Annotated in this window: 16 protein-coding genes; 6 read left to right on the forward strand and 10 right to left on the reverse strand. The window is 44.9% G+C overall.

Annotation, left to right across the window (positions count from 1 at the left end; all coding sequences use genetic code 11):
* Nucleotides 1-168 precede the first annotated feature (168 nt).
* The 10 genes from LKD42_RS09965 to LKD42_RS10010 form a co-directional block, all read right to left on the reverse strand.
* On the reverse strand, nucleotides 169-435 hold the full coding sequence (locus LKD42_RS09965; RefSeq protein ID WP_248835596.1) for a nucleoside triphosphate pyrophosphohydrolase family protein: 267 nt from the start codon (nucleotides 433-435) through the stop codon (nucleotides 169-171).
* 85 nt (nucleotides 436-520) lie between these two features.
* The gene (locus LKD42_RS09970; RefSeq protein ID WP_248835597.1) at nucleotides 521-1,270 is read right to left on the reverse strand and encodes a DUF2164 domain-containing protein; all 750 of its coding nucleotides are present in this window, start codon (nucleotides 1,268-1,270) and stop codon (nucleotides 521-523) included.
* Nucleotides 1,271-1,308: 38 nt separating this feature from the next.
* A complete protein-coding gene (locus LKD42_RS09975; protein WP_248835598.1) occupies nucleotides 1,309-1,908 on the reverse strand; it encodes a hypothetical protein in 600 nt (199 codons plus the stop codon).
* A 265-nt stretch (nucleotides 1,909-2,173) separates the two neighbouring features.
* Complete coding sequence (locus tag LKD42_RS09980) at nucleotides 2,174-3,844, reverse strand: recombinase family protein (RefSeq protein ID WP_283094996.1); 1,671 nt, start codon at nucleotides 3,842-3,844, stop codon at nucleotides 2,174-2,176.
* Nucleotides 3,825-3,962 carry a hypothetical protein gene (locus LKD42_RS15575; protein WP_331464864.1) on the reverse strand — a complete coding sequence of 46 codons (138 nt, stop codon included), beginning with the start codon at nucleotides 3,960-3,962 and terminating at the stop codon, nucleotides 3,825-3,827. The genes LKD42_RS09980 and LKD42_RS15575 overlap by 20 nt, the downstream gene beginning before the upstream one ends.
* 182 nt (nucleotides 3,963-4,144) lie before the next feature.
* On the reverse strand, nucleotides 4,145-4,330 hold the full coding sequence (locus LKD42_RS09990) for a hypothetical protein (RefSeq protein ID WP_021683581.1): 186 nt from the start codon (nucleotides 4,328-4,330) through the stop codon (nucleotides 4,145-4,147).
* Between the two features lie 15 nt (nucleotides 4,331-4,345).
* Nucleotides 4,346-5,635, reverse strand: a complete 1,290-nt coding sequence (locus LKD42_RS09995; RefSeq protein ID WP_119623797.1) for a plasmid recombination protein — start codon at nucleotides 5,633-5,635, stop codon at nucleotides 4,346-4,348.
* A 206-nt stretch (nucleotides 5,636-5,841) separates the two neighbouring features.
* Nucleotides 5,842-6,024, reverse strand: coding sequence for a hypothetical protein (locus LKD42_RS10000; RefSeq protein ID WP_145985610.1), 183 nt, complete (start codon nucleotides 6,022-6,024; stop codon nucleotides 5,842-5,844).
* Nucleotides 6,025-6,043: 19 nt separating this feature from the next.
* Nucleotides 6,044-7,435, reverse strand: coding sequence for a DNA primase family protein (locus LKD42_RS10005; RefSeq protein WP_248835599.1), 1,392 nt, complete (start codon nucleotides 7,433-7,435; stop codon nucleotides 6,044-6,046).
* The gene (locus tag LKD42_RS10010; RefSeq protein WP_039996408.1) at nucleotides 7,410-8,030 is read right to left on the reverse strand and encodes a CHC2 zinc finger domain-containing protein; all 621 of its coding nucleotides are present in this window, start codon (nucleotides 8,028-8,030) and stop codon (nucleotides 7,410-7,412) included. The genes LKD42_RS10005 and LKD42_RS10010 overlap by 26 nt, the downstream gene beginning before the upstream one ends.
* A 222-nt stretch (nucleotides 8,031-8,252) precedes the next feature.
* On the opposite strand from LKD42_RS10010, the gene LKD42_RS10015 reads away from it, so the two are divergent.
* The 6 genes from LKD42_RS10015 to LKD42_RS10040 all read left to right on the forward strand — a co-directional run bounded on the left by LKD42_RS10015 (nucleotide 8,253) and on the right by LKD42_RS10040 (nucleotide 13,595).
* Entirely contained in the window at nucleotides 8,253-9,356 is a 1,104-nt protein-coding gene (locus tag LKD42_RS10015; protein ID WP_117598361.1) for a DUF6076 domain-containing protein, read from the forward strand.
* 12 nt (nucleotides 9,357-9,368) lie between these two features.
* Complete coding sequence (locus LKD42_RS10020; RefSeq protein WP_055058962.1) at nucleotides 9,369-9,995, forward strand: alpha/beta fold hydrolase; 627 nt, start codon at nucleotides 9,369-9,371, stop codon at nucleotides 9,993-9,995.
* Nucleotides 9,996-10,029: 34 nt separating this feature from the next.
* Nucleotides 10,030-11,202: a sigma-70 family RNA polymerase sigma factor gene (locus LKD42_RS10025; protein ID WP_119623800.1), complete on the forward strand. Its 1,173-nt coding sequence runs from the start codon at nucleotides 10,030-10,032 to the stop codon at nucleotides 11,200-11,202.
* Nucleotides 11,203-11,218: 16 nt separating this feature from the next.
* Nucleotides 11,219-11,896, forward strand: a complete 678-nt coding sequence (locus LKD42_RS10030; RefSeq protein WP_119623801.1) for a response regulator transcription factor — start codon at nucleotides 11,219-11,221, stop codon at nucleotides 11,894-11,896.
* Nucleotides 11,889-12,788 (forward strand): sensor histidine kinase, encoded by a 900-nt coding sequence (locus LKD42_RS10035; RefSeq protein WP_119623802.1) that lies wholly within the window; start codon nucleotides 11,889-11,891, stop codon nucleotides 12,786-12,788. Before LKD42_RS10030 ends, LKD42_RS10035 begins: the two co-directional genes overlap by 8 nt.
* A 135-nt stretch (nucleotides 12,789-12,923) precedes the next feature.
* On the forward strand, nucleotides 12,924-13,595 hold the full coding sequence (locus LKD42_RS10040; RefSeq protein WP_006858253.1) for an ABC transporter ATP-binding protein: 672 nt from the start codon (nucleotides 12,924-12,926) through the stop codon (nucleotides 13,593-13,595).

The raw sequence follows: 13,595 nt of genomic DNA on the forward strand, positions 1-13,595 counted from the left end.
TTGTAATAGGTATTTGTGTCTGTTTTTAGATTTCCAGGTTCCCATGCCATGAGTATACTATAATTTCTGATTTTTGGCTACCTTAACCCACCGTCTAAAGCCAGTGGGATTGCGGTAGCCTTATTTCAATTTCATATTGTGTACCATCATCAATCCCTCCATTCTGCACTATTTTTCTCTTGGCTCAAATTTAATCAGCACACCATCTACCTGTTGATATTCTCTCTGCTCGTTAATCTCCATCTTTTTAAGAATTTTCTGCTCTAAATCAACTCCTATGATTTCTGCGATTCCAAGCAAATAAATCGCTATATCAGCTAATTCCAGACCGAAATCTTCTTTTTTCTTACGATGTGCCTCATACGCTTCTGCCACCTCTCCGTATAAAAGGCAAAACTCTTTATTTAAATCTGTAACATTAAAACCCTTATCCAATTGTTTTGATATATTCTTTCCTGCAAATTTTTCATTTTCATAGCATTAATATCTCCTTTTCCATTATCAAATGATGTGTACATCTTTATTCGTCTGGATCTTTGTATGATAGTTCCTCAATAAAAAAATCCAGTAAAAAGCCAAAGATTAACACAACAAGCGAATCTGATATTTCTTCATCCATATATGGTTCACATACTTTTTCTAGTTTGCTCAATAATCTCCAAGATACCATGCTTGCAACAATGCAAGATATTAAATACCAGGAATTTTTATATGTTTCTACGACTAGAATTAATGTCCCTAAAATAATAAAAATAACAGGAAAAAACTTTCGCACCTTCGGTGTAGTTGGCGATTTTTCATTTGTACCAAATAGCCACTTTGATAAATATATAAGCCCTATAACAAACAATATTGCATATACAAGCATATTAGCTTTCGCCCAAACGGAATATATAATATCCGGATTGCTATATTGCAGATTATCTCTCAATATAAAGAAGAAACCCAATTTACTGGACGATGACACATACTCAAACACTATGGCTGAGTATATCCATATTCCCGTTGCCCAGGTAAAAAGTTTCCAATTTTTATTGCAATAAGTCCACACATACATAACCACTTGAATCAGTATTACGCCAATCATTCCGAGAATTACTGACCACCTGAATCCAATATTAAATGGCATTCCCGTTGTTTTTGCCTCTGGAAGATAAATTGACTTTACATCTCCCATATATCTGTGCATAAGCAAGATTAATCCAACCGCCAAAAGCAGCATGCCAACGCTCACAACATCTGTAATAATTCTCTTTTTATAAGTTCTCATAGTATATCACCTCAATTCTTTCCTTGCATGCACTTTACTTAAAAGTACTTTTCGACACTTATACGATATGCAACATCTACAATATGAAATCCGCTGAATATCATATTCACTTCCTCCGAAGTCAGCTCTCTTATATACTGAATTTCATATGCACCAGTTTCGATATTTAATGCTACCATTCCTCTTTTTTTATCTAAGTTGGCTACAAGCAAATCACCAATACATCTCGCATTATCTTCTTTCTCAATCATTGCTATCAGTTTTCCACCTTGGAAGTCAAATGCCCCAACATATCTTGTAAATCCTGTTGCGATATCATTTTTTATCATTTCATCGTTCCAATATGTATCTTTAAGGAGCTTCTTCTTAAGTTTATCAATATCTTTAATAACCCTCGACAGCTTGCCTGTTATGTGCATTTCATTTAACTGCCAGTAAATGCCTTCATCAATAAAATTCGATGTAACACCTTTGTATCTTCTTTTCGATACATCTGAAAACATAAGGAAATAGTCAAGTACATCTTTGTCTGGTGGTAAATATCCTTTCAGCAGCTTAACAATAAAATGGTACATTCTTGCAGATTTATTATCTTCCAAATCATACCTTCCATCTAAAATACCATCGACATAATTCAAAGAAAATACTGTCTGTGAACTGTTTTTTTCTCGTTCCAGTCGTTCATGCTCTGATATAAAAAAGAAATTCCTAAAGTCCCTCATATTGATCTATTTGAAAAAATCACACAAGCAAAAACGTCATAAATAAAAATAGTGGGAGTGAATCCTCTGATTGTTCAGCGTGTTCACTCCCTTTTCTTTGTTCAGTGATGATTTTAAAAATTACGGTGGCAAATGGGTGGCAAATAGACTGAACTCCACTCATAAAAGCCTGTAAAACCGCTTATTTACATGATAATAAACAGACCGTCTCGACAGTTGTTTCAGTTTCCAAGGGAAGTTCTTTCACTTCCTCGCCATCAATAGGCACAGGGAAATTGAATACAATCTTCTTTATCCAGCTTCCGTCTTTTCTCTTTTCCGGGAACATCTCAATTCGCTCGATAAAGGCTTTCATAAACTCTTTCTGTTCTGCTTCCGTTGCGGAATGGTAGACTTCATCAAATGCCAGTAAGAGCCGATAAATGTTATCGCCGGAGATTTTCTCCTGCTGGATGCTGCGTATCTGACTTTGCAATTCGCCAATCTGAACTTCGATTTCCTCTATCGTATCATACTGTTCATCATATCGGCGCTGCAAATCCAAAATTTTTCTGTCATAGTGGGCATCGTTGATGTCCAAGGTATCCATCTGACGCTCCAAGCGGCTTTTCGTTCCAAAGGCTTGCTTTAGCTGTCCTTGCAGAACGGCGATCTGCTTTTCCATATCCTCTGTATCAACCGCCGTTCCGATTTTCGCTTGAATTGCTTCTACAAATCGGGGATTATTGACCATAGCGGAAATGATCTTTGCCACAAATTTATTGATTTCCGTCTGCTCGATATTGAGCCGGAAGCTACACTCATGCCCTGTGGGTGTAACCGTATTTTTGCAGTAGTAATAATACCGTGTTTTCTTGTCCTTGCTGTGTGCCTTGGCGATATTGCCGTACATACTCTTGCCGCAGCATGGGCATTTCAAGATACCGGACAGGATGTGTGCGTGGTCTGGATTGTTGACCTTTTCCCGCTTGAAAGAATTGATCTTGCGCTTTTCCTGTGCCAGATACCAATCTTCTTCGGAAATGATAGCTTCGTGCTGTCCTTCATAAACCGGGAACTCCGACTGCTCAACCACGTGCATCTCGTTTCTTGTACCCTGTTTCTTTTCTGTTCTTCGTCTGCCGTAAGCAATCTTTCCCATATAAACAGGATTGTACAATACATTTTTCACAAAATCTCTTGAAAATCCCGGAATGGTATTATTCTGTCTTAGTTTCTTTACATAACCATTGCGGTTCAGATATTTTGCAACTCCTGTAACACCCTCGTTTGTATGAATATAACGATCATAGATTACTCGGATAACTTCCACTTCATCCTCTGCAATGACAAGGTTTCCATTTTCCAGTTTGTATCCATATGGAGCGAAACCGCCGTTCCATTTGCCCTCACGAGCCTTTTGCTCACGTCCTGCCATTGTCTGTGTGCGGATATTTTCTCGCTCAATCTCTGCCACCGCAGACAGCACAGAGATCATCAGCTTTCCTGCATCCTTGGAGCTGTCAATGCCATCCTCCACGCAGATCAGATTGACACCGAAATCCTGCATGAGTTGCAAAGAGTTCAGAACGTCCGCTGCATTTCTGCCAAATCGGGACAGCTTAAAGACCAACACATAAGAAACATCATCTTTGCCGTCCTGGATGTCATTCAGCATCCGTTGAAACTCCTGCCGCCCTTGAATGTTCTTGCCGGAAAATCCCTCGTCAGAATACTCCCCGGCAACGATCATATCCTCGTATGCCGCATACTTCCGTAGCTTGTCACGTTGGGCATCCAAACTGTATCCGTCAACCTGCATCGAGGTGGACACTCTTGTATAAAGATAGCATTTAAGTTGTTTCTTTTTCAGAATCTCCACCTCCCTCATTCCTTCCTTTTACCATAAGTCCCTCGTTGCGGATATAATACTCCAAAAGCCACAGCACATAATTCGGTGCATGGCGGTTGTCCAATTCCCATTCAGTCATAGTCCGGTAAGGAATATGGACGAGCTTGCAAAAATCTTTCCGATTCAGTCCTGTACTTTCACGCAACTTTATAATTCTGTTTTTACAATCCATCCGTCTTTTCTCCACAAAAGCAAAAAATACACGTTGCGTAATCATTATAGCATAGCCATAGCGAATACGCAACGTGTACATTGCAAATTTTACGCAGCCTTATCCGTCAAAAGCTGCGCTTGATTACTTTCCTCGGAATGCTCCACTCCCTGCGGTGCGTCCTGTTCCAATTTATCCAAAACCTGATGTCCATATTTCTGGAGCATCTGGCTCATAACATCCACACAGCGGTCAAATGCCGCATTATATTTCGCTTCCTCATAATATTTCTTCAATAGGCGATTCCTCCATCAAAGTTCCATATCCTGTCCACGCTTCCGGGCAGGGTGTTCGTGTTCCTGTGTTTCCTTTCCTCTGATGAGGATAGAATTGATAAAAGCCCGAACCTTTTCGGATGCGATTTCAAGTGCATCCAGAAAGGGTTGGGCTTTCTGTTTGAGTTCCATATATTTTTCGTTTACCGCTTCATACCGCTGCTTCCAGATGGAAACCGTCTTTTCTGCGGAAGCCAGTTTTTCTTTCAGACGCTTGTTGTCAGCATTGGCGATAATGCCATTGACCGCATAGCGTTTGAGTGTGTCGCATTCATCCGGTGTCAGCGTGATATTGTTTCCGAATGTGGCTTTTTTGCCCATTGCTTCAATGTCCTGCACTGTCAGCGCAATGGTCTTTGCCGCCTTGGTTTCCTTTTGCAAAGATTCCAGTTTCTTTTTCTGTTTTGCTGTGGCAGCTTTGGCATCCTCCAAATTCTGTTCTGCCTGTGCCACCTGCCCGGTCACAGCTTCCAGCCGCTGCTGTTCTGCCTGCACCTTGAACTGGGTCACAGTCAGATGTTCCTCGGTGCTTCCACGTTCTCCACGCTCCAGATCGGTATATCCGGCAACTCGCATGAAATGAAAAAAGTCATCCTGCAACACACTGTAGGATGACCTCAAAATCTTTTTTCCTTTTGCGTTCAACATTGGATTACCGTCCTCGTCAAGCACCGGCTTGGACTCCCATTTCTTACTGCGGCTGACCTGTGTGATGACCTCCTTAACGGTTCCCCGGAGGGCTTCATCCTTGCATCGCTTCGACCAAAGGATTTGCTTTTCCACCACCGGGATATAAACCACATGAAGGTGGTAGTGGTACACCTCCTCGCCCAGAGCTTCGGACATTGCCCGGTTGCGCTCATCGGCGTGCATCACAGCGGAGAGGATATACTGCTCACCACCTACGATCTCCGCAGCAGCTTTGTAGGCATCGGCATAAAACTGTTTCGCAAATTCATAGCCGCCATGATTGTAGAAATAAGCGGAATTCACATCAAATACCAACTCACCGTATTTGACGGCATCCGGTTTCAAACCTCTGGTGGAGATCACGCCGTCTTGTTCCATCTGCTCAAACATTTTTACATAATCGTCCGTGGGTGCTTTGAAATGGACGTTCAGAGAAGTGCGTTCCGGCACGATGTCCTGATTGCTGTAGCTGTCCTTTTCACGCTCATTGTGTTCCTGTACCTTAGCCACATCTGCCGGGTTTCCCAAGTCCTGATTTCTGGCTACGGTATGGTCTATTCCATCATTTCTTGCCATGGATTTTTTGTCCTTTCTTTGGAATTTGCAGACAGCGGGGAGCTACGGAGAGGCACTTTTTCAAAGTGTAATAACCCACTATGACACTTTCATCCATACTGGCTGCAAAGTGCCGTGGGCTCTCCGAGGGCTCTCCCGAGGGGGAATGCGGACACTGCGGTGACCTCTGCTGACCAAGGCGAAAATGTCTGCAACTTTTCTTGTGGTCAGCCCGTCTGCATCAAGCCGTTTTGCGAAACTTGCTCTCGCAGACGGCAGCAGTGAAAACCGTATTTTTCACTGCCCGTCCACGGTACTTTTTGCAAAATCCCGTGGACATAGAAACAGCCCAAACAGAAGAAATGTGCTGTTTCTATCACGAGCGTTTTACGCTCTTTTGCTGCGTACATACGTACCAGCCAATGGGATTTACTCGACCTGCCGCCATTCCTCCGGAATGTCATCCGGTACGTACGTACACGGCGAATTTCCGTAAAACCCATTTATATGAGATCTTGCCACAGCCTCCACACCCATAAATCCCCATACCCGCCGTCCAGCAGAGTTGGTGATGTTGTTGCAATGCTCCAGATTAAATTTCTTGGCATTGGCAATCATGGCGTCGCTGAAGCTACGGGCTTTCAGCGGAGCAAGGGAATTTTCCTCGCACCACATCCGGTAGATTTCATAGAAATCCTTGGAGCTGATGGAGGCATCCGCTTTCAATCGGATGTATCCCTCCGACTCCATGAAATCAAAGATATTGTTGTTGTCACGCTTGACCGCTTCCCGGTTTTCCCGGATACGGTCACTCTCCGTAAACTTAAAGTTGTTGGCAACAAGCCGCTGTAAGCCTTCAAATGCCCACAGGAAGATACCCTCGGCTTCAGCTTTCATCTTCTCTGCAAGGTCAGGATCATCGGCTCTGTCCACTGGCTTTTCCTTGGTGGTCAGCACAAGCTGTCTGCGATAAAATCCGTCACTGCGGTCATACAAGGCTTGCAGATCACCGTTGCTGAATGCCAGCAATCGGGCGAACATCCAACCCTGATAACTCTGCTTGCCTTTGCGTTCCAAATCCATCTTGCCCTGTGCGGTGACAATGGATTTTACATAGTTGGTCTGGCGCAGAGCTTCCATCCGCATATCATCATCCACGCACAGGAGAATGTGTTCCAAATCGGCACGGGCGAAGCGGTTTTCAGAAATCTTGCCGATGCTGCCGTCTTTCATATTCGTGCCGAAGATGGTAGACAGTACCGCACCGATTTGAGATTTACCCTCGCCGCCGTTGCCTTTAATCACCATCATGCGCTGCCCCTTGTTGGAGGGAATCAGGCAATAGCCGATAAACTCCTGCAAAGTTGGAATGTCCTCGGCGTAAAGCAACCCATCCAGAAAGTTCAGCCAGATCACCGGCGCAGTAGCATCGGGATTGTAAGCAACCGGCAAACGGCTCCGCACGATAGCCGGTCTGCCCTCGGTAAATGTGCCGTTCAATAGCAGCGTACCGTTGGACAAATGAATCCGATCCTGCTCCGGTGGAAAGTCCGGCACTTGCGCTTCCAGTTTCAGCACTTCCAGAATGTTGGTGATCTTCCGGGGGATATTGTTTACGGCACAGAATTTCAGCTTGTCGTAAATCTCCCCACGCAGAGGAAGATCGTCCGTCACTCGACCATCGGGCGTGAAAAAAGCTCCGTTTGCGAAGATGATCCTGCGCTCTTGCAGAAATTCTTCACAAAACAGAGCTTCGTTGATGTTCTGCCCGTCAAACCACATGGGCAAGTTCATATCAGGCGTTTTCCGGTTCTTCGCCATGGTGCGCCACCTCCTTTTTCTTTCGTGCGGTATACTCTTGCAGAAAAGCAATTTTGCCGTCCTGCATCAGCTTGTCCACCAATGCCACCCGTTCTTCCAGATCACCCACCGTCAGCACATCTGCCATATATTCGATATGGCAGTGCATCTGGCAGGCTTCCACAAAACGGTCATCCAGAGCATCTTCCGGTGTCTTGGGAGCATAGCGCACTTTCCAATCTTCCAACAGATGCAAATAATCCGTCAGCACCCGGAAGCACAGCATTTCATCCTCCCGGAACTGACGGATATAGGGACGCTTCGGCTTGACCATAGCTGCGGCAGTGGGCGGTTTCGGGTCAAGCCCGAAGTCCAAAGCCAGCTTTTGCGCTGCTTCATAACTGCTCAGATTGAACAGCCTTGCCACAAGGTCGATCACATCCCCTTTGGCTCCGCAGCCGAAGCAGAAAAAATAGTCCTCATTCAGCTTCAAGCTCGGATGCCTGTCGTTGTGGAACGGGCAGCAAGCCATGCCGTTGTGGCTCACTTTCAGCCCGTAATGTTCGGCGGCTTGCTTGACGCTGATTGCCGCCTTGATGGTTTCATAGATTGTCATAGAAAACCCTCCGTTCATAATATTCTGGAAAGCACGAAGCACCCGCCGTGATTGGCAGGTGCTTCGCTCCTTCTATTATGGTTATGACGGATTTTTCAAAAAACAGGCTAATGACAGGACAATCCTGTTTCAAAAAACAGGACAACTTATCTGAGGACGTAGATTTCTTCACATTTACATGATATAATTAGAAAAATGAAAAAACAGGACAGGAGGGCAAGCATGAATCAAGAATTGATGACATTGGATTTCTGGCAGGATACGGTCATATATGAGAGCAAAACATTTCCTGTCGGTACGCTTGCCTGTGATGCACTGAATATTCCTGTGAATACCATTGCAAAAATAAACGAGCAATGCGAGAAAATCAATCTGCTGCTTGGAATATTAAACGCCGGACAGGATGCTTCTGCACTCTGTCCTATTGCAAAGGAAGCTGCTCTGACGATGCTCGATATTCTCAGTCAAACACCGCCGTTCTCCTATATGAATATCTCAAAGCACAGAGAACGGATTGAAAAAGTCTTTACTGTGGACAATGCGCTGAAATATGTGGAGTTTGCCATAAAAGCCGCAACCAATTCTTTGCAATTTGAAGAAATCCAGAACTTTACCGATGCGATGATGCTCCAACGCTATACCGCAGTTTTCGGGCATCTGGCATACTCCCTTGGGGAATACCAAACGTCCATGCTTGATTTTGCAGAAAAAACAGACGGCAACGAAGCAGACCGCACCGCAGAGGGTTTTGCAAAAATGTTCGGCAGCTATTTCCCGCCGGAGTTTTCCATCACGGAAGGCAATGCCTGGATGTCTACCCTGAACAATTCCGTTCAGTATGTATCCGTCATCCGTCCCGGCGAAAAAGTTGCGAAGCTGGTCAAGCGGATGCACTATGTATCCTTTGTAGGGATGTTCCGGTCTGATCTTTTTGAGGGCTTATGTGTTGGTCATGCCCCGAAAAAATGCAAAATCTGCGGCAAGTGGTTCCTCACCACCAACGCAAGGCACACCAAATACTGCGGCGGCTATGCATCGGGGGACAAGCTGCACCGCACTTGCCGGCAGATCGGCAATCTAAAAGGCAGAGAACAGCGAGAGCTTGCAGACGATCATCCGATTATCCAGATATATGAAAAGAGGCTGAACACCATAAATCGCTATGTAAAGCGTGGTACTCTGGACGCTGACCTTGCGGAGGTCATGAAGAAACTGGCAAAAGATAAAGAACTCCGGGCAAAAAGTGATGTTGCTTATGCCAAAGGAGCTTATGAAAAAGAAATGGAACAGGCTGCTTTGCTTGCAGAAGCTAAGATACATATTTAGTGGGGGAACAATATGAAACAAATATATGTGCATGGATTAGGACAAACATCTGACAGTTGGACAAAAACAATAGATATTTTGCAAACTACTGATTACAGCTTGTGTCCGAATCTTCCTGATTTAGTTCATAGCAAAGAAGTGACCTATGATAATCTATATGCTGCATTTTCAGATTACTGCAATCAATATGATGAGCCTATTGATTTGTGCGGTTTATCGCTTGGGGGCGTATTAGCTCTGAACTATGCTATACAATATCCGAAAAAAGTTCGCTCCTTGGTGCTTATCGCCACACAATATAAAATGCCCAAGAAGCTTCTGAAATTTCAAAATCTTCTCTTTAGATTTATGCCTAAATCCATGTTTCAACAAATGGGATTTAGAAAAGCTGATTTCTTACTTCTATGCGAAACCATGATGGAGTTGGACTTTAACAACTCTCTGCACAAAATATCATGCCCTACACTATTGTTATATGGCGAGAAAGATACTGCGAATAAAAATGCTTCTATTGAATTGGCAGAATTGCTTAAGAACGTGGAATTAAAAACGATTATTGGTGCCGGACATGAAGTTAATATTGAATCACCGCAGGAATTGGCAGAAATACTTCATGCTTTTTATGAAAGAATGTCTTAAGGGATTCTTATAGAAATGAGAAAGGAGGTGCGCTATGCTGAGTGATTTTTCATGGGACATGACCGGATACATACCAAAACACGCTGTCAATCCGCACGGTGACGGCATCATTCCTTATGCGGCAGAGCGCATCTTCCAACTGGAACCGGAGCCTCCAGCGGTGGGCAATCTGAACGAATATATCCTGTCTGCCTTGCAGGAAAAGAATTTGATATATTTCTCATTCTTCCTACACCACTACGAGCCGCAGCTTAACAAGCGCATCAAAGACTTTCTCGGTGTGGATGGCGGCGATCTGTACGACACAAACCGATTTATAGATATAAAGCTCTCCTGCCGGGAGCAAATGCTCCAAAAGCTGATGGACTATGACCTTGCCAAGGGTGCAGAGTATGCTACATACATTTTCCCGTTCATCCGGGATGCTATGCTCCGTTTTCGCATGGGCGAAGAAAAATGGTCGGTGTCCTCTCTGACCAATTACAAAATGGTGCGGTCAATGGCTTGGCTGTACCACAATACCAAGGATGCGGTCAACGAATTTTCCAAGAAATACAACTGCGATCTTGCCCTTGCGGAAGAATATCTGAAAGTTGTCCGTGGAATCCGCAATCAGCAGCCTTTCTATGTCACAGACGAGGACGGCGAAGAAACAGGCGAGGATGTAGCCCTTGACGATAGCTGGAACTATACCGATATCCTCTGGAACGGCATACAGGCAGAAAAGGTGCAGCGGGCATTTGAGAAACTGAATTACCGGGAACAGACCTTGCTCGAAAAACGGTTAGCAATTTGCATGACCTGTGGGCGTGTCAGCTCATGGAAAGACCGCCCCACCTTTGAAGAACTGGCGGTTATGTTTGAGGGCAGTACAGCCAGCGGTGCAGAACGAGCCTACCGAAAAGCAGTGGACAAGTTGACGGAATTGTTGGTTGCCGAGGGCGCAATCCATGCAGTCCGGCTAAAACAGAAATCCAAGATCAAGCGAAAAAAGAAAATCGCCGCCGCAATCTACGAATATCAGGCAGACTGCGACGGCGAATGGGGCGAAGTATCATTAGATTTTGAGAACGGCAAGGCAGAGGTCATTTTGCTTGCCGATTGGGATACAGTGAAAACAAACAAATTTGCAAGCAGAGCAATCGCCTATCTTCTGAACTGTGAGAACGAAAAATTACCCAAGGAAATAATGGTGGCCTTTGAATAACGAGGGAGTGAGATACATGGAACAATTATTGATTATTGAAGATGATATAGGGTTGAATCAGGGTTTAAGTAAAGCACTGAAAGCAGATGACCGTCAGATCATTTCCTGCCAAGACCTAAAAGCGGCGAAGGAACAGCTGCTTTGCGGCGGTGTATCCCTGATCCTGCTGGATATCAATCTGCCGGATGGCAGTGGGCTTGAGCTGCTCCGGGAGGTCAAGGAAAACACACCCTATATTCCTGTTATTCTGCTGACTGCCAATGACACCGATCTGGACATCGTAGACGGACTGGAGAGGGGCGCTGATGATTATATTACCAAGCCCTTTTCTCTTTCGGTTTTGCGTGCAAGGGTGAATACCCAACTGCGAAAGCAAGTGTCAAACCATAAAAATGCGCCGTTCCATATGGATCTATTTCACTTTGACTTTGAGGCTATGACCTTTTATGTGGGAGATTCAAAAGTTGAATTGAGCAAAACAGAACAAAAATTACTGCGTCTGCTTGTTGAAAACCGAGGCCGAACCATGACCCGTGGAGACCTTGTCGACCGGATCTGGACAGATGGCGCAGAATATGTGGATGAAAATGCTTTGTCTGTTACGATCAAGCGTCTGAGGGATAAGCTTGGCGCACAGAAATACATTAAAACCATCTACGGAATCGGTTATAGCTGGGTGACAAAAGATGAATAAAACCGGCATTGTGATCATACTGCTATGTTTTCTGGCGGCGATAGCTGCTGTATTATGGGAGCGGAGGAAGATCAGAAAAACGATGGAAGAAATCGAAAGGATGCTGGACGCTGCCATGACCGGCTCCTTTTCTGAAACCAATTTTGATGAAAGCCAGCTATCTGCATTGGAAACGAAGTTTGCGCACTATCTTTCCGCCGCAGAAGCATCTTCTCAAAATGTAGCGCAGGAAAAAGACAAAATCAAGACCTTGATTGCGGACATTTCCCACCAAACGAAAACGCCGATTGCAAATCTGCTGTTATACAGCGAGCTTTTGATGGAGGAAACTCTGCCTGCATCGGCGAAGGCAAATGTGGAGGCGCTGTACAAACAATCGGAAAAGCTGCGATTTCTGATCGATTCTCTCGTAAAGCTTTCCAGACTGGAAAACGGGATCATTTCACTCTCCCCCCAGCCGGCAGCGCTGCAGCCGCTGCTTGAAAGCGTAGTAGAACAATATGCCGCCAAGGTTTCTGAAAAAGGATTGTCTTTGCAACTGCAAGATACCGATGCTTTTGCTGTATTCGACTTCAAATGGACAGCGGAAGCGCTGGCTAATATCGTAGACAACGCCATCAAATATACAGAGCATGGCACCATTACTATTTCTGCCGTAAGCTATGAAATGTTTGCAAGGATCGATATATCGGATACCGGTTCAGGCATACCGGAAACTGAGCAAGCGAAGATATTTGCTCGCTTTTACCGCTCGAATAGTGTGCAGAAACAAGAAGGGGTCGGCATCGGCTTATACCTTGCCCGACAGATCATATCCGGCGAGGGCGGTTATATCAAGGTTGCTTCCGTTCCGGGAAAAGGAAGTACGTTTTCCATATTTCTGCCGAAATAACAACAATTCTATCAAAACTGTTAGATTTCATTTTCCGCCGGAAAGAATGTGGAAAGATTCCTATGCGATAATCTGTATGTATCAAAGGATCATTTCCTTTCATACATACAGATTTTTTCATGGAGGTACTCATTTATGGAAGTTTTACAGGCAAAAAACCTGAAAAAGATTTATGGCTCCGGCAATAACGCAGTTCATGCGTTGGATGGAGTTGATTTAAGTGTAAAGAAGGGCGAATTTGTTGCAATTGTCGGCACATCCGGCTCCGGCAAATCCACGCTGCTGCACATGCTGGGCGGGCTGGATCGCCCTACAAGTGGCACGGTCATGGTGGACGGACAGGATATTTTCTCCCTGAAGGAGGAAGCGCTGACCATCTTCCGCCGCAGGAAAATCGGCTTTGTGTTCCAAGCATATAATCTTGTTCCGGTGCTGAATGTGTATGAAAATATTGTTCTACCCATTGAGCTGGACGGTGGCAAGGTCAATAAGGATTTCGTACAGCAAATTGTACAGACACTTGGGCTGGATGATCGTCTGGATGCGCTGCCCAATCAGCTCTCAGGCGGTCAACAGCAGCGAGTAGCCATTGCCCGTGCGCTGGCGGCAGCACCCGCTATCATTCTGGCAGATGAACCCACCGGCAATCTGGATTCCAAAACCAGCCAGGATGTATTGAGCCTTTTGAAAGTCACCAGTCAAAAGTTCGCCCAGACAATCGTAATGATCACTCACAACGAAGAAATTGCGCAGATGGCAGACCGCATTATCCGTATCGAAGACGGTCGGATCGTCTCCCAGAACTAA

The organism is Hominisplanchenecus faecis, assembly GCF_020687205.1.
Taxonomy (GTDB): Bacteria; Bacillota; Clostridia; order Lachnospirales; family Lachnospiraceae; genus Hominisplanchenecus; species Hominisplanchenecus faecis.

Bases quoted from the DNA above. Each gene is read 5' to 3' on its own strand.
- LKD42_RS09970 (WP_248835597.1), bottom strand. From the start codon at position 1,270: ATGAGAACTTATAAAAAGAGAATTATTACAGATGTTGTGAGCGTTGGC.
- LKD42_RS15575 (WP_331464864.1), bottom strand. From the start codon at position 3,962: ATGACTGAATGGGAATTGGACAACCGCCATGCACCGAATTATGTGCTG.
- LKD42_RS09995 (WP_119623797.1), bottom strand. From the start codon at position 5,635: ATGGCAAGAAATGATGGAATAGACCATACCGTAGCCAGAAATCAGGAC.
- LKD42_RS10000 (WP_145985610.1), bottom strand. From the start codon at position 6,024: ATGTACGCAGCAAAAGAGCGTAAAACGCTCGTGATAGAAACAGCACAT.
- LKD42_RS10005 (WP_248835599.1), bottom strand. From the start codon at position 7,435: ATGGCGAAGAACCGGAAAACGCCTGATATGAACTTGCCCATGTGGTTT.
- LKD42_RS10010 (WP_039996408.1), bottom strand. From the start codon at position 8,030: ATGACAATCTATGAAACCATCAAGGCGGCAATCAGCGTCAAGCAAGCC.
- LKD42_RS10015 (WP_117598361.1), top strand. From the start codon at position 8,253: ATGAATCAAGAATTGATGACATTGGATTTCTGGCAGGATACGGTCATA.
- LKD42_RS10020 (WP_055058962.1), top strand. From the start codon at position 9,369: ATGAAACAAATATATGTGCATGGATTAGGACAAACATCTGACAGTTGG.
- LKD42_RS10025 (WP_119623800.1), top strand. From the start codon at position 10,030: ATGCTGAGTGATTTTTCATGGGACATGACCGGATACATACCAAAACAC.
- LKD42_RS10030 (WP_119623801.1), top strand. From the start codon at position 11,219: ATGGAACAATTATTGATTATTGAAGATGATATAGGGTTGAATCAGGGT.
- LKD42_RS10035 (WP_119623802.1), top strand. From the start codon at position 11,889: ATGAATAAAACCGGCATTGTGATCATACTGCTATGTTTTCTGGCGGCG.
- LKD42_RS10040 (WP_006858253.1), top strand. From the start codon at position 12,924: ATGGAAGTTTTACAGGCAAAAAACCTGAAAAAGATTTATGGCTCCGGC.